The sequence below is a fragment of the Umezawaea sp. NPDC059074 genome, assembly GCF_042738955.1.
Classification (GTDB): Bacteria; Actinomycetota; Actinomycetes; order Mycobacteriales; family Pseudonocardiaceae; genus Umezawaea.
In genome coordinates this window covers 1-14391 of record NZ_JBHYHC010000183.1, presented here as the reverse complement: position 1 = coordinate 14391, position 14391 = coordinate 1, and the positions used below count along the sequence as shown (strand labels likewise).

Sequence of the window (14391 nt, the reverse complement as noted above, 5' to 3'; positions counted from 1 at the left end):
GGTTGCTGCCGTCGTTGCTGGGCGACCGGACCAGCGGACCGGTGTTCCTCGCCGATCGCCGTCCCGGACCCGGCCGGATTCCCGCGCCCGCCGACCTGTGCCCGCACACCGGCCGCGGCAGGCTGTCCTACGAGCGGGCCGAGTACCTGTTCAAGCAGACGACGGGCGGCACCCTCCGACAGCTCAGGTGACCTCGGGCAGCATCACCTCGACCAGCAGGCCGCCGTCGGCGTTCGGCCGGGCCGTGACCGATCCCTGGTGGGCCGCGGCGATGGACCGGACCAGCGACAGGCCGAGCCCCGTGCCCTCGCTCGCGAGCCGTTCGCTGCGCAGCCTGCGGAACGGCTCGAACAGGCCGGGAACCTGCTCCGCCTGCACGGGTTCGCCGGTGTTGACCACGCGCAACGCAGGTGTGGAGCCGAGTTCGACGCGCACGGTCCCGCCGTGGTGGTTGTAGGCGATCGCGTTGCGGACCAGGTGCGACACCAGGTGCGAGAGCAGCACCGGGTCGCCCACGACGACGCGGCGCTGACCCGTGACGACCACCTCCACCTCCCGCGCCGCCGCCTCGTCCGCACACGACTCGACGACGGTGGCGACCACCTCGTGCAGCCGCACCGGTTCGCGGCTGCTGAGCCCGCGGTCGCTGCGGGCGAGCAGCAGCAGCCCGTCGATGAGCTTCTCGCTGCGCTGGTTCGTGTCGAGCAGGTGGTGTCCGAGCCGGGTGAGGTTCGGGTCGGCGTCCGGCGCGCCCATCGCCACCTCGATCAACGTCCGTTGCACTGCTAATGGTGTCCGCAGCTCGTGCGAGGCGTTGGCGACGAACCGCTTCTGGCTGTCGAACGCCCCAGCGAGCCGGTCGAGCATCCCGTCGAACGTGTCGGCGAGGTCCTTCAACTCGTCGTCTGGACCCTCGTGGTTGATCCGGCTGCTCAGGTTGTCCGCACCCAACTGGTGCGCGGTGTCGGTGATCGAGTTCAACGGCTCCAGCACCCGACTGGCCATGACCCACCCCAGCCACACCGCCAGCACGATCGTGATGACCAGCGCGATGGCCGACTGCACCAGCAGCGTGTTCAACGCCGACTCCCGGTAGTCCCGCACCGTCAGCGTGATCGCCGGCGGGACTCGGCCGACGTCCAGCGGGTACGCGGGCACGGCGGTCGCGGGCACGCCCTGCGCCGCGGCCGTGAAGGCGTTCGGGTCGGGCAGCGTGGCGGCGACCAGCAGGTAGTTGGTGACCAGCAGGGCGATGCCCGCCAGGGCGAAGAGGCCGCCGTACCAGGCCGTGAGCCTGGTACGGACCGACAGCCTCAACTCCCGCACGACGGGGACCGGAGCGCGTTCATGCGCCGATTCTCCCGGAAGAGGGCATAAGCGCCCGATAAGGCCGGATCAGCGGCCGTGGGTGATCGCACCGTGGGTGAACGTGGGCCGAGTGCCGGGGCTGACCCAGTGGGCGGTCAGCTCGCTGGAGGGGAAGAACTGGAGGAACCGCGAGTCCGACTGGGAGCGGTCCACGATGGACTTCTCCAGGATCAGCGAGTTGTACTGGTCGGCCGTGGTCTCCAGGGTGTTGGCGTTGAGCACGACCTCCTGCTGCCACTCGCGCGTCCAGCTCCGCACGCCCGGCAGCTTGCTGTGCTCGGGCGTGAGGCACTCCGCGGCGATGGCGTTCTCGCTGCTCGCCCAGATCCCGGTGCTGGTGTTGAGGACCAGGGTCTGGTTGCCGAACACGTGGCCGGGGGTGGGGATCAGGGCCACGCCGGGGCCGAGGAGGACACCGCCGTCGACGGCGAGGATGGACTCCGGACGCAGGTCCGCGAAGTGCTCGGCCTGGTACCACGGGCGTTGCAGCGGGTGCAGCGACCGCATGGCCGCGATCTCGTCGCGCTGGACGACCAGGCGGGCGTTGGGGAAGAACGGGGTCACGCGGCCGCCGAGGTCCGGCTGGTCGGTGGTGGTGCCCACCCAGCGCCGCAGGTCCTGCGTGTGCAGGTGGTCGAACACCAGGTAGTCGACCTCGTCCGGGCTGATGCTGAGCCGGGCCAGGTGGTCGCCGACCGACGGGTTGTCCGTGACCAGCAGGCGTTCCACGACGGACGGGGTCTTCTTGGCCAGCGCGGCGAAGTACGGCGTGTTGCGGCCCAGTTCGACGTCGCTCGGCTCGAACAGCAGCGTCCGACGGCGACCGTCGGTCTGCGTCCAGCGGATCACCAGCATCCGGTTGGTGATGGTGAGGAAGGGCGCGGGCGTCAGCGCCGCGCGGAACAGGCCGAACTTGGTCGGGTACGGCAGCGTCACCAGGTCGCACGTGGTGATGGAGGTCGGCGTGCCGCTGGAGGCGAAGTCGCGGCGGAAGTCGTCGGCCCTGGTCCGGATCCACTCCAGCTTCGCGCCGTAGCCGCCGCCCACGGCGGACAGGCCCTCGAACGTGGTCAGCGGGGTGCCGAACCCCGACAGGTCCGCGGCGTCGGGCAGCGTCACTTCAGCTCCTTGCGCGCGCCGAGGAGGGCCTTCACGACCAGCAGCCAGTTCTTGGGGCGCTTGAAGTCCAGCCCGCCGAGCAGTTGCTTGAGCATCGTCAGCACGTCGAAGTAGATGCGCTCGCACACCAGCACGTCGTCCTCGAAGAGGAAGTACGCGGTCATCCGCACCTTGAACGTGCTGCCGGTCGCCGGGATCGAGCCGAACGGCCCGAGGTGCGTGCCGAGCAGGTAGAACTCGCAGATCACGGCGTCGTCGCTGTGCCGCAGCTGGATCATCTCGTGGTGCTGGTCGGGGAACGCGGTGCGCGTGTCGGCGTAGTAGCCGCGCACCGCCTCGTTGCCGTCGTGCACGACACCGGTGGCGATCACCTCGTAGCGCGGGTGGGGGAACGTCGACAGCACGTCGTCCCACTGCTGGGCGACCTCGTCGTGGAAGTGGTCGAGGACGACCTTCTCCCGCGTGGCGCGGAGGGTTTCGGTGAGCATGGGCTGGGCATCTCCTCGGTGACTTACGCTGTAAGTACAACCACGGTGGCACTTACGGCGTAAGCTTGTCAAGACCGTCGAGGAGGACCATGGCTGCCCGTGTGCCGTTGACCAGGGACAGAGTCGTCGCGAGCGCGCTCGTGCTGGTCGAGAGGCACGGCGTCGAAGCGCTGAGCATGCGCAAACTCGCCGCGGAACTCGGCGTCGAGGCGATGTCGCTCTACAACCACGTCGCCAACAAGGACGACGTGCTCGACGCGATCACGGTCGTCGTCTTCGAGCGGATCGAACCGCCCACGCCGTCGGACGACTGGCGCGCCGACGCCGTGGCGCTGGCGGACGCCTTCCGCCGCGCCGCCCTGACCTTCCCGCGCACGGCGTCGCTGAGCCTCACCCGGCAGCTGCGGTCCGAATCGGCCCTGCCGTTGACCGAGGTCGCCCTGGACGTGTTGCGCCGGGCGGGGTTCGACGCCGAGCAGGCGGTGCACGCGCTGCGCGCCCTCCTCGCCTACGTCGTCGGCACGCTGCTGCGCGAGGTCGGTTCCAGCCCCGCGTTCGCCGGCCTGGACCCGGACGCCCGCGCGGACCGCGAGACCACCCTCGCAGGCGCGGGCCTGCCCCGCGTGGCCGAGTCCGCCGAGACGCTGTCCGCGTGCGTCCACGAGGACGAGTACCGGTTCGGCCTGACCCTGATGGTCGACGCGCTCGCCGCCCGCGTCCCGCTCACGCCGTAGCGGGGAAGACCCAGCGCCCCATGAGGGCGAACCGCACGACTCCCGCCACCGCGCTGGCGGCGATCAGCACGCCGAGCTCGTCCACGCTGCCGCCGGTGCCCGCGACCGTGACCGCGCCGGTCGTGATCACCAGCCCCAACCCGGTCACCACCAGGCTCTTGAGGTGGCCGCGCAGGGCGATCGGCCCGGTGACGCCGAACGTCACCCGGCCGTTGGCGATGGTCCCGGTCACGGTTGTCAACGCGGTGGCCACCAGGCTCGCGGCGGTCGTGGGCAACGCGGTCCGGAACGCCAGGTACACGCCGAGGAACAGCACCGTGTTGAGGACCCCCACACCGGCGAACCGCGTCAACCGGTGGAACCAGGAGGTGGGTGCGGTGGTGGTCATGGGGTGAACCCTGCCGCCCGGTCCTCTTCGGACGCTGTGCCCTCCCTGTGAGTCCCCTGTGCGGGTTTAGCATCCGGTGCATGTCACGCCGGGAGCAGATCAGGATGACCCAGGACGAGGTTCGGGCGTTCCTCGACGAGGAGCGGGTGGTCACGGTCGCCACCACCAACCCCGACGGGCGGATCCACCTCGTGCCGCTCTGGTTCGTGCGGCAGGGCGACACCGTCGAGGGGTGGACCTACGGCCGGTCGCAGAAGGTGCTGAACCTGCGCCGGTCGCCGCTCGCGACGCTCCAGGTCGAGGCGGGGGAGACCTACGACCAGCTGCGCGGCGTGACCCTGGAGTGCGACGTGGAGCTGCTCGTCGAGCCGGACGAGGTGGCGCGGATCGGGGCGGCGGTGACCGCCCGCTACACCGGCCAGACCGGACCCGACGTGGAGGCGTTCGTGCGGGCGCAAGCGGCGAAGCGGGTGGGTCTGAGGTTCACCGCCACCGGCACCACGAGCTGGGACCACCGCAAGCTCGGCGGTGTCTACTGAAAGTCCGGCAGGCGGCGGGCGACGTCCTCCGGTGACGGCATGGCGGCGATCTCCTCGGCGAGGACGCGCGCGGCGTCCCGGTGGGCGTTGCGGCTGTGCGGCAGCAGCGCCCTGACCTGGTCGGCGATCGCGTCCGCGCTCGCCTCGTCGCCGAGCAGCCGCAGGCCCGCCCCCGCGCCGACGACGGCCTCGGCGTTCGCGAACTGGTCGGCCCCCTGCGGCAGGAGGAGCTGGGGAGCGCCGACGGCGAGCGCGCCGAGCGTGGTCCCGCTGCCGCCGTGGTGCACGACCACGTCCACGTCCGGCAGCAGGTCGGCCTGCGACACCCACGAGCGCACCGTCACGTTCGACGGCACCGCGCCCAGCTCCTCGGGCCGGATCCTGCCGGTGGCGACCACCACGTGCACGTCCAGCGCGGCCAACCCCCGGATGGCGGTGCCGAGCAGCTCGGCGGAGCCGAACGCGGTGCCCAGCGTCAGGTACACCACCTGCTGCCCACCCCACGTCAGCGGCGCGGAGGGCGGCGAGAACGGCACCGGCCGCAGCGGAACGCGCGGTTCGGCCAGGAAGTCCGGGTCCTGCAACGACGGCGGGCAGATGTCGACGTGCGGACGGCCGGGGGCCTCGGCGTTGCGCGTCGGCAGGTCGAACCCGATGCCCGCGGGGATCATCCGGCCGAACCCGTGCCACAGGCCGGGAATCCCGGCGCGGTGCGCGGCGACCGCTGCACCCGGCAGGCCCCACTCGTGCACCACCAGGTCCGGCTTGAGCCGCGCCAGCTCCGGTTCGAGGTCCTCGGGGTAGATCTCGTAGAAGGCGTCCGCCGGGCGGAACGGGCGCAACCCGTTGGCGGCCAACGGCTCGTGCACGGCATCGCCCACCGCGAAGTGCACCTCGTGCCCGGCGTCGCGCGCGGCGATCGCGAGGGGGATCAGCGGGTAGGTGTGGCCGACGGACGCCAGGCTGGCGAACAGCACGCGCATGGGCCGAGCCTAGAGGCACGGGCGTGCGCGGCTCGTGCGACGTATGGTCGCCGGTAGGTGACGACGGCGGATCGGTGGTGGTCGTGCGGACTCGTGGTCTCTGGCGGTGGGCTGTCGTCGGCGCGGCGGCGGCCCTCGTCGTGGGTGTGCCCGCGGTCGTGGTCGCCGTGACGACGCCGTCCGGCACGGTCGACGCCGCGGCGTTGCGCGACCGCGTCGCCCGGTCCGCCGACCAGGCCTACCAGGGGGTCGCGGTGGTCCGGGGCACCTCGGCGCTGCCCGCGCTGCCCAAGCTGGAGGACGTGACCGCGCTGCTGACCGGCGTCACGACGGTCCGGTCGTGGTACCGGTCGCCGGAGCGGTGGCGGTTCGACGTGGTGTCGACGGCGGGTGAGCGCGACACGTACCGGGCGCCCGGCGGCGAGTTCGTCTGGGACTACGGGGCGAACCAGTTGACGCAGCTGATCGGCACCCCCGCCGTGCGGCTGCCCCGCGCGGGCGACCTGGTGCCGCCGGAGCTGGCGCGGCGGCTGCTGGCCACCGCCGCGGGCGATGTCGTGACGGCGTTGGACGCGCGGGAGGTGGCCGGTCGCCGAGCGGACGGGCTGCGGCTCGTGCCCGCCGACCCGGACACCACGATCGGCCGCGTCGACGTGTGGGCCGACACGGAGACCGGCGTTCCCCTCCAGGTCGAGGTCACCCCACGCGGAGCGGACCGACCGATCCTCACCACAGCGTTCGACCGGTTCACCCCCGGCGCGCCGGACGACGGCGTGCTCGTCCCGGAGTTGGCCCTGGGCGCCGGATTCACCGCTGTGGACGCGCCGGACGTGGCGGGCGCGCTCGGGTTCCTCGGCGGTGATCCGCCGCAGGCGAGCCTGGCCGGACGGCCGCTGCGGCAGGCCGACGGGGCCGGGGTGCGGGGCGTCGGCGTGTACGGGGCGGGGTTGGCGTCGTTCGTGGCGCTGCCGGTGCCACGCGAGGTCGGCTCCGCGGTCGCCGACGCCGGGACCAAGGCGGGCGCGGGGGACGTGACCGTGCCGCAGGGGCGGATCGTGTCGCTGGCGGTGCCACCGCTGTCCGTCGTCATCGCCCGGTCGACGGTCGCCCGCCGCTGGTACCTGCTGGTGGGCATGGTGGACACCTCAGTGCTGCGGTCCGCAGCGACCGAGCTCATCGCGCAGCCCAGGCGTGGCCGGTGATCAGGACTCGCGGGCTGACCAAGCGGTACGGCCGGATCGTCGCCGTGGACTCGGTCGACCTGGACGTGGCGGAAGGCGACCGGTTCGGGTTCCTCGGACCGAACGGGTCGGGCAAGACGACCCTCGTGCGGATGCTGCTCGGCCTGGTGCACGCGACCGCCGGGTCGATCGAGGTGCTCGGCGAACCGATGCCCAAGGCCGCGGCCAAGGTGTTGCCGCAGGTGGGCGCGCTGGTCGAGGGGCCCGCCGCGTACCCGCACCTGTCGGGCCGACGCAACCTCGCGCTGTTCGACGCCGCCGGGCCCGGCGTGCGACGCGGGCGGGCCGACCGGGTCGACGACGCGCTCGCGCAGGTGGGACTGTCGGGAGTGGACGGGCGGCCGGTGTCGGCGTACTCGTTGGGGATGCGGCAACGGCTCGGGCTGGCCGGTGCGCTGTTGCGCGCGCCGAGGCTGCTGATCCTGGACGAGCCGACCAACGGGCTGGACCCCAAGGGGATCCGGGAGATCCGCGACCTGCTGACCGCGGTGAACGCCCGCGGGACGACGGTGTTCCTGTCCAGTCACCTGCTCAGCGAGGTCGAGCTGCTGTGCACCCGCGTGGGCATCGTGGACCGGGGGCGGCTGGTGGTGCAGGACGACCTGGAGTCGTTGCGGGCGTTGACCGGGAGGGTGCTCGTGCGCACCCCGGACGCGGCCGAGGTGGTGGCGGAGCTGGACGGGCGGGTGGTGGAGCGCGACGGCGACGCGCTGGTCGTGCGGCACGCCGACGTGGCCGGGTTGAACGCCCTGCTGGTCGGCAAGGGCGTGCGGGTGGAGGCGATCGAGGCGGAACGCCGGACGTTGGAGCAGGTGGTGCTGGAGTCCACCGGAGACAGCGGCGACCGGGTGGACGGTGGTCGTCGGTGATCGGCGTCGAGTTGCGGAAGTTGGCGCTGCGGCCGCGGGTGTGGCTGAGCATCGCGCTGCTGTGCCTGCTGCCCGCGCTGGTCGCGGTGCTGCTGGCGGTGTCCGACCTGGCCCCGCCGCCGGGGCAGGGCGGGGCGTTCCTGTCGGCGGTGCTGGACAACGGGGCGCTGTACCCGGCCGCGGCGCTGGCGATGGTGCTGCCGGTGTTCCTGCCGTTGGCGGTGGCGGTGTTCGCTGGCGACGCGATAGCGGGGGAGGCGGCCACCGGGACGCTGCGGTACCTGCTGGTGCGGCCGGTGGCGCGGGTGCGGGTGCTGGTGGCGAAGCTGGTGTCGCTGGCGGTGTTCACGGTGCTGGCCGTCGTGCTGGTGGTGGTCAGCTCGCTGGTGGTGGGGCTCGTCCTGTTCGGCACCGGCGCGGAGGCCGTGGGACAGGCCGGGGCGGTGACCTCGCTGTCGGGGATCACGCTGGAGCCCGCCGAACTGGCGCTGCGGCTGCTCGCGGCGATCGGGTACATCGTGGTGTCGATGGTGGGGTTCGGCAGCATCGCGCTGTTCTTCTCGACGCTGTCCGACTCGGCGATCGGGGCCGCACTGGCGGCGCTCGCGGTGCTGATCGCCAGCTCGATCATGGAGGCGTTGCAGGCCGCGGCGACGATCAAGCCGTACCTGCCGACGAACTACTGGCTGTCGTGGATCGACTTCTTCCGCGACCCGGTGTTCTGGACCAACATCGACCGCGGCCTCGTGCTCCAGGCCTGCTACATCGCCCTGTTCTTCGGCGCGGCGTGGGCGAACTTCGCCTCGAAGGACATCACCAGCTAACGCGCGCAGGCGGTCGGGGCCCGGTCCAGCGGTGCGAGGTCGGTGAGGGCGCGCAGCACCAGCGCCGTCACGGCCGGGTCGGTGGGCAGTTGCGAGTGGGCGACGACCGCGTCCGGGCACACCTGCTGGAGGGCCACGTTGACCGCGCCGGTCAGCCGGGCCGAGTCGGGTGGGAGGACCGTCTGGTCGTTCTCCGTCCAGATCGACAGCCACGGCAGCGCGGCGGGGACGGGGTCGCGGTCGGCTTCGGTGAGCAGGGTGCTGCCCGGCGTGAGCTGGGCGCACGCGACCGGGCAGGCGCCGGGGACCAGCGCGCCGCCCTCGCCCGCCAGGCGGGTGCCGTGCAGCGGGGAGCCGAGGGTGACGACGCGGCGGGCCGCCCGCGCCGCGTCGGGGTCGGTCAGCCAGAGGCGCACGACCACGCCGCCCGCGGAGTAGCCGACCAGGTCGACCGAGGGGGCGCCCGCGTCCACGGCCGTGTGCACGGCGTCGTCGAGCACCTTGGCCTGGGCTTTCAGGTCACCGGTGCCGTCGCCGGGCAGTGTCAGGACCGTCGCGTCCCGGCCGGTGGCCCGCAGCCGGTCGGCCAGCGCGGACAGGGAGGCCCGGTCACCGCCGTAACCGGGCACCAGCAGCACCGTGCCCGGCCGGTCCTGGGTCGCGGTGGGGAGGTCGTCGCTGCGGATCGCGGTGAACCCGACCGCGACCGCGCCGAGCAGCACGACCGCCGCGAGGACGGCCACGAGCCTGCGCCGAGGCGCGCTGAGCGACGACCACCAGACCCGCATGACCCCATGGTGCACCGAGGGGGTGTGGTGATCCCGTCAGGCGGACTCGTTCGACGCCGACCACTCCGCCAGGTGGGCGGCCACCCGGTCGGCCTCCGGGACGCCCAACTCCTGGAAGATCGTCAGGCTCAGCTCCCAGTGCAGGCGCGCGGCCTCGGGGTCCTCCTCCACCACGGCGTGGCCGAGACCGAGGTGGGCGCGGGCCTGCTGGTGGCGGTCGCCGATGTCGAGCGCGGAGGTCAACGCCCGCTGGTGGTCGCCCTCCGACGGCAGGCCCGCGGCGCGGTGGGCCTCGCCGACGTCGTTGAGGACGCTGGTCTCCTCGGTGCGGTCGCCGATCTCACGGGTGATCGCCAACGCCCGCCGCAGGTGCTCCAACGCCTCGGTGTGCTCGCCCGCGTCGCTGAGGACCATCCCCAGGTTCGCCAGCACTTGGGCCTCCCGGTCGCGGTCGGCCAGTTCCAGCATCAGCGCGAGCGCCTCGCGCTGGCTCGCCATCGCCTCGTCCAGCCTGCCCAGGCGGTGCAGGATGATCCCGAGGTGGATGAGCGTCTCGCCCTCGCTCCACCGGTCGCCGAACTCGCGCATGATCACCAGCGCCTCGCGGCAGTGGTCGAACGCCTCGTCGTAGCGGCCGAGCCGTTCGCACACCAGCCCGAGGTTGCTCAGCGTGGTGCCCTCGCCGCGCCGGTCGCCGATCAGCCTGCACAGGTCGAGGTCCTGCCGGTGGTGGTCGACCGCCTCCAGGTAGCGGCCCATCCGGTCGTAGAGCAGGCCGAGGTTGCCGAGCACCGCCGCCTCGCCCTTGCGGTCGCCGATCTCCCGGAACAGCGCCAGCGCTCCCTGGTAGTGGTCGAGAGCCTGCGGGAGCCTCCTGGCCTGCCAGTGCGCGGTGCCCAGGCACTTGAGCACCTCGGCACGGGCGGGAGCGTCGCCGTGGGCGGTCGCGGCTCGCAGGGCCGCGTGGTGCGTGCTGATCCAGTCGTCCACGTGTCCGCGGATGAAGTAGAAGCGCCACAACGACCGCGTCAACCGCCAGCTGTGCGCGTGCGGCCCGTGTTCGGCGGCGTGCAGCACGGCCGCGACCAGGTTCGCGTGCTCGGCGTCCAGCCACGCCACGGCCTCGCCGCCGTCGGCGAAGCTCGGGGCGTCGGCGGGCGGGTGGTCGACGGGAGAGTCGTCCGCCCGCGGACCGAGGTGGCCGCCCGCGGCGGTGGCGGTGTGCAGGTAGAAGTCCAGCAGCCGGGTCACCGCCGCGGTCCGGTCCGCCTCGGACTCCTCCTCCAGCGCCACGGCCAGCGCGTGGTCGCGCAGCAGGTCGTGGAACCGGTAGCGGCCCGGCGTCGGCTGGTCGAGCAGGTGCACGTCGACCAAGTCCTCCAACAGCCCATCTGCCTCGTCCACGCCGGACCCGATCAGCGCCGCGGCGTCGAAGGCGTCGAAGTCCGCTCCCGGCGCCAACCCGAGCAGCCGGAACAGCCGCCGCCGGTCGTCGGCGAGGTGGTCGTAGGACAGCGCGAACGCGGCGGCGACGCTCCGGTCGCCCACCGATAACTCCGACAACCCCTGCCGCAGGCGTCGGGCGAGGTGGGCCACCGTCCACGCGGGACGGCTGCGCAGCCGTGCGGCGGCGATCCGCAGTGCCAGCGGCAGCCTGCCGCACAGCTCCACCACCTCGTCCACGGCCTCGGGTTCCCGCGCCGGCCGGTGGTCGCCCACGACCGTGCCGAACAACGCGACCGCGTCCCGGTGGGGGAGCAGGTCCAGCGACAGCACCCGCGCGGTCTCCAGGTCCAGCAGCCGTCGCCTGCTGGTGATCAGCGTCAGCGCGCGGGACGTGCCCGGCAGCAGCGGCCGCACCTGGGCGCTGTCGGCGGCGTTGTCCAGCACCACGATCGCCCGCCGCCCCGCCAGTTCCGACCGCCACAGCGCCGAGCGTTCGGCGAGGTCGGCCGGGATCCGCTCACCGGGCACGCCCAGTGCGCGCAGCAGCGTGTCCAGCGCGGCCAGCGGTTCGACGGCGGCGCGGTCGACGGCGTGGCCTTGGAGGTCGACGAACAACTGCGCGTCCGGGTAGCGGTCCACCAGCAGGTGCGCGAGGTGCACGGCGAGCGTGGTCTTCCCGACGCCCGCCATGCCGTCGATGGCCTCGATCACCACCGCGGTCGGCGACCCCACCTCCTCGGGGACGGCCGCGAGCACGTGGCGCAGCTCGGCGTCGCGGCCGGTGAAGTCGGCGAGGTCGCCGGGCAGGTCGTTGCGCGGGGCCTGTCGGGGCTCGGGTTCGGCCGGGTCGACCTGGCCGCGCAGGATCGCCTCGTGCAGGCGGCGCAGCCGGGGGCTGGGGTCGCTGCCCAGCTCGTCGGTCAGCCGCCGCCGGGTCCGGTCGAAGTGCTCCAGGGCGTCGGCCTGGCGGCCCGACTGGTAGAGCGCGAGCATCAGCTGCCCCGCCAACCGCTCGTCCAACGGCTGTTCCGCCGTCCGCGCCAGCAGGTCCGGGAGCACGTCCGCGTACCGGCCCAGCGCGAGCACGACGTCGTTGCGGTCCAGTTCGGCCGTCAGGCGTTCCCGGTCCAGCTGCTCGCGGACCATCGCCAGCCACGGCGTGTCCAGACCGGCGAACGCCTCCCCGCGCCATAGCCCCAACGCCTCGTCGAACAGCTCCGGTTCGCCGGTCGCACGGGCACGCGCCACGAGCGTGCGGAACCGGTGCAGGTCGATCGACCGCTCGTCCGCGGTCAACACGTAGCTGCCGGACCGGCGGGTGATCGTGGCGATCCCCGCGAGCGCCTGCCGGACGCGGGTCAGGTAGCTGTGCAGCGTGCCGACGGCCCGTTCCGGCGCCCGCTGACCCCACACGCGGTCGACGAGCTGGTCGACCGTGACGGGCCTGCCCACGTCCACGAGCAGCGCGGCGAGCACGCACTGCTGGCGCGCGGGGCCGACGTCGACCCGGACGCCGTCGACGAACGCCTCGACGACCCCGAGCACGCGCAGGCTCGTGCGGGTTTCGTCGACGGGCGGCACGGTTCCCGGCATAGCGCCTCCGACCTGTCGATTCAAGCGGAACACAAGGATCACGCACCCCCGGCGCAGCACTGTGGTCGGGGGCGGTCCGGAACCGCCCCCGGAGACCGGCCTACCGCGAGGAGGAACGATGAGCACGGCAGTGATCCGCATCGGGGGCGGGGTGTCCGGGGCGACAGTGCCGATCATGGCCGCGCCGACGACCTGACCACGCGGTCCGGGGCGGTGTGACGCACCCCCTGCCCGGCGGGGTGTGTCGGACCGCGCCCACCGCGGTCGCGCTTCCTAGCGTCGTGTCCACCACGACCACTCCGGAAGAAGCGACCATGAACTCGGCTGTGCGCCGTCCACCGCGGATGAGCCGCGCCGTCACCCTCGTGCTGGCCGTCGCGTGCGGGCTGACGGTGGCGAACCTGTACTACTCGCAGCCCCTGCTCGACCTCGTCGCCGTCACGTTCGGCGTCAGCCAGGGCGCGGCGACCGCGGTGGTGACGCTGACCCAGGCCGGGTACGCGCTCGGGCTGCTGTTCGTGCTGCCGCTCGGCGACCTCGTGGAGAACCGCACGCTGGCGTCGCGGACCCTGGTCGGGACGGCGTTGGCGTTGCTGCTGACCGCCGTGTCGCCGGTGTTCGGCCTGTTCCTGGCCGCGTCCGTGCTGGTCGGCATCACGAGCGTCGTCGCGCAGGTGCTCGTCCCGCTCGCCGCGAACCTCGCTCCGCCCGAGGAGCGCGGCGCGGTCGTCGGCCGGGTGATGAGCGGGCTGCTGATCGGCATCCTGCTGGCGCGCAGCGTCTCCAGCCTGGTGGCGGACCTGCTCGGCTGGCGGGCCATCTACTTCCTGTCGGCGGCGGTCATGGTCGCGCTCGGCTTGGCACTGCTGAAGATGCTGCCCAAGAGCCCGCCGACCCACACCGCGAGCTACGGCTCCCTGCTGGCGAGCCTGGGCGAACTCGTGCGCCACGAGCCCGCGCTGCGCCGTCGTGCCCTCTGCCAGGCGACCCTGTTCGGCGCGTTCACCGCGTTCTGGACGGCCATCGCCTACGAGCTGATCGGCGAGCACGGGTTCAGCCAGCGGGAGATCGCGCTGTTCGCGCTCGTCGGCGCGGGCGGGGCGCTGGCCGCGCCCATCGCGGGCCGGATCGCCGACCGCGGCAACGGGCGGCTCGCCAGCGGCGCGGCCCTGCTGCTCGCCGGGCTCACGTTCGTGCTCTCGCTGACCGGGCACGCGAGCGTGCCGCTGCTCGGGCTCGCGGCGGTGCTGCTGGACTTCGCCGTGCAGTTCCACCAGGTACTGAGCCAGCACGAGATCTACGCGCTGCGCGCCGACGCGCGGGCCCGGATCAACACCGTCTACATGACCACGGTCTTCGTCGGCGGCGCGGTGTCCTCCGCCGTCACCGGCCTGCTGCACCACGCCTACGCCTGGACCGGCGCGTGCGTGTTCGGCCTGGTGCTCTGCGCGATCGGGTTGTCGTTGTGGGCCAACGGCTTGCGCTCGGCCCGCGTGGCCACCGGGTGAGCCCTGTCGGGCGGCGGGCGGACGGGGCTGCGAGAGTGGCGGGTGCACCGCCCGTCACCGAGAGGGAGTCCCGTTGTCCTTGCCACTGCCCGACGAGCTGGTCAAGCTGCTGCGCCGGCCCAGCCCGTGCTTCCTCGCCACCGTCATGCCCGACGGCTCGCCCCAGCTGACCCAGACCTGGGTGTCGACCGACGGCGAGCACATCCTGATCAACACCGTCGAGGGCTTCCAGAAGACGAGGAACGTCGCCCGCGATCCGCGCGTGGCCGTGAACATCGCCGACCCGGACGACGTCACCCGCTACTACGGGGTGCGGGGCCGGGTGGTCGACGCGACCACCGAGGGCGCCGCGGCGAGCATCGACGAGATCGCCTTCAAGTACCTCGGCACGCCCTACCCCAACTACGGCGGCCGCCCGCAGACGCGGGTCCTGCTGACCATCGAGGTCGACTCCGTGGCGCACGCGCCGCGGGACTGACCCTCCCGTGTGGAGCCTCCGAGGA

The 14391-nt window shown here is 73.0% G+C and carries 14 protein-coding genes and 1 pseudogene; 8 read left to right on the top strand and 7 right to left on the bottom strand.

Translation table 11 applies throughout. From position 1 onward, the window contains the following. Positions 1 to 191 (top strand): annotated as a pseudogene (locus tag ACFWW9_RS42470) (site-specific integrase); the annotation flags it as partial. Here ACFWW9_RS42470 and ACFWW9_RS42465 read toward each other — a convergent pair. The 3 genes from ACFWW9_RS42465 to ACFWW9_RS42455 all read right to left on the bottom strand — a co-directional run bounded on the left by ACFWW9_RS42465 (position 184) and on the right by ACFWW9_RS42455 (position 2975). Next, a complete protein-coding gene (locus tag ACFWW9_RS42465; protein WP_390388700.1) occupies positions 184 to 1326 on the bottom strand; it encodes a sensor histidine kinase in 1143 nt (380 codons plus the stop codon). The pseudogene ACFWW9_RS42470 and the gene ACFWW9_RS42465 sit on opposite strands and share 8 nt — an antisense overlap. A gap of 69 nt (positions 1327 to 1395) precedes the next feature. Continuing rightward, positions 1396 to 2487, bottom strand: a complete 1092-nt coding sequence (locus ACFWW9_RS42460; RefSeq protein ID WP_390388699.1) for a hypothetical protein — start codon at positions 2485 to 2487, stop codon at positions 1396 to 1398. Further along, complete coding sequence (locus ACFWW9_RS42455; RefSeq protein WP_390388697.1) at positions 2484 to 2975, bottom strand: ester cyclase; 492 nt, start codon at positions 2973 to 2975, stop codon at positions 2484 to 2486. The genes ACFWW9_RS42460 and ACFWW9_RS42455 overlap by 4 nt, the downstream gene beginning before the upstream one ends. A gap of 89 nt (positions 2976 to 3064) precedes the next feature. On the opposite strand from ACFWW9_RS42455, the gene ACFWW9_RS42450 reads away from it, so the two are divergent. Then, on the top strand, positions 3065 to 3709 hold the full coding sequence (locus ACFWW9_RS42450; protein ID WP_390388696.1) for a TetR/AcrR family transcriptional regulator C-terminal domain-containing protein: 645 nt from the start codon (positions 3065 to 3067) through the stop codon (positions 3707 to 3709). On the opposite strand, the gene ACFWW9_RS42445 is transcribed toward ACFWW9_RS42450, so the two are convergent. Next, a complete protein-coding gene (locus ACFWW9_RS42445; RefSeq protein WP_390388694.1) occupies positions 3699 to 4097 on the bottom strand; it encodes a GtrA family protein in 399 nt (132 codons plus the stop codon). The genes ACFWW9_RS42450 and ACFWW9_RS42445 overlap by 11 nt on opposite strands. Before the next feature lie 80 nt (positions 4098 to 4177). Here ACFWW9_RS42445 and ACFWW9_RS42440 point away from each other — a divergent pair, with 80 nt between their 5' ends. Then, complete coding sequence (locus ACFWW9_RS42440; protein WP_390388692.1) at positions 4178 to 4636, top strand: TIGR03618 family F420-dependent PPOX class oxidoreductase; 459 nt, start codon at positions 4178 to 4180, stop codon at positions 4634 to 4636. On the opposite strand, the gene ACFWW9_RS42435 is transcribed toward ACFWW9_RS42440, so the two are convergent. After that, complete coding sequence (locus tag ACFWW9_RS42435) at positions 4630 to 5619, bottom strand: glycosyltransferase (protein WP_390388690.1); 990 nt, start codon at positions 5617 to 5619, stop codon at positions 4630 to 4632. The genes ACFWW9_RS42440 and ACFWW9_RS42435 overlap by 7 nt on opposite strands. A gap of 83 nt (positions 5620 to 5702) precedes the next feature. Here ACFWW9_RS42435 and ACFWW9_RS42430 point away from each other — a divergent pair, with 83 nt between their 5' ends. Genes ACFWW9_RS42430 through ACFWW9_RS42420 form a run of 3 tightly spaced genes read left to right on the top strand, consistent with a single transcriptional unit; the run spans position 5703 to position 8553 of the window. Next, on the top strand, positions 5703 to 6821 hold the full coding sequence (locus ACFWW9_RS42430) for a hypothetical protein (RefSeq protein WP_390388688.1): 1119 nt from the start codon (positions 5703 to 5705) through the stop codon (positions 6819 to 6821). Beyond that, positions 6818 to 7729 carry an ABC transporter ATP-binding protein gene (locus tag ACFWW9_RS42425; RefSeq protein WP_390388686.1) on the top strand — a complete coding sequence of 304 codons (912 nt, stop codon included), beginning with the start codon at positions 6818 to 6820 and terminating at the stop codon, positions 7727 to 7729. Before ACFWW9_RS42430 ends, ACFWW9_RS42425 begins: the two co-directional genes overlap by 4 nt. Beyond that, positions 7726 to 8553, top strand: coding sequence for an ABC transporter permease (locus tag ACFWW9_RS42420; protein ID WP_390388684.1), 828 nt, complete (start codon positions 7726 to 7728; stop codon positions 8551 to 8553). Before ACFWW9_RS42425 ends, ACFWW9_RS42420 begins: the two co-directional genes overlap by 4 nt. Here the strand turns inward: ACFWW9_RS42420 and ACFWW9_RS42415 are convergent. Together ACFWW9_RS42415 and ACFWW9_RS42410 are read right to left on the bottom strand one after the other, a co-directional pair. Further along, complete coding sequence (locus ACFWW9_RS42415) at positions 8550 to 9341, bottom strand: esterase/lipase family protein (RefSeq protein WP_390388682.1); 792 nt, start codon at positions 9339 to 9341, stop codon at positions 8550 to 8552. The genes ACFWW9_RS42420 and ACFWW9_RS42415 overlap by 4 nt on opposite strands. Positions 9342 to 9377: 36 nt before the next feature. Continuing rightward, positions 9378 to 12380 carry a tetratricopeptide repeat protein gene (locus ACFWW9_RS42410; RefSeq protein ID WP_390388680.1) on the bottom strand — a complete coding sequence of 1001 codons (3003 nt, stop codon included), beginning with the start codon at positions 12378 to 12380 and terminating at the stop codon, positions 9378 to 9380. Between the two features lie 314 nt (positions 12381 to 12694). Between ACFWW9_RS42410 and ACFWW9_RS42405 the strand changes: the two genes are divergently transcribed. Together ACFWW9_RS42405 and ACFWW9_RS42400 are read left to right on the top strand one after the other, a co-directional pair. Beyond that, on the top strand, positions 12695 to 13888 hold the full coding sequence (locus tag ACFWW9_RS42405) for an MFS transporter (protein ID WP_390388679.1): 1194 nt from the start codon (positions 12695 to 12697) through the stop codon (positions 13886 to 13888). A 73-nt stretch (positions 13889 to 13961) separates the two neighbouring features. After that, on the top strand, positions 13962 to 14366 hold the full coding sequence (locus ACFWW9_RS42400) for a TIGR03618 family F420-dependent PPOX class oxidoreductase (RefSeq protein ID WP_390388678.1): 405 nt from the start codon (positions 13962 to 13964) through the stop codon (positions 14364 to 14366). Positions 14367 to 14391 lie beyond the last annotated feature (25 nt).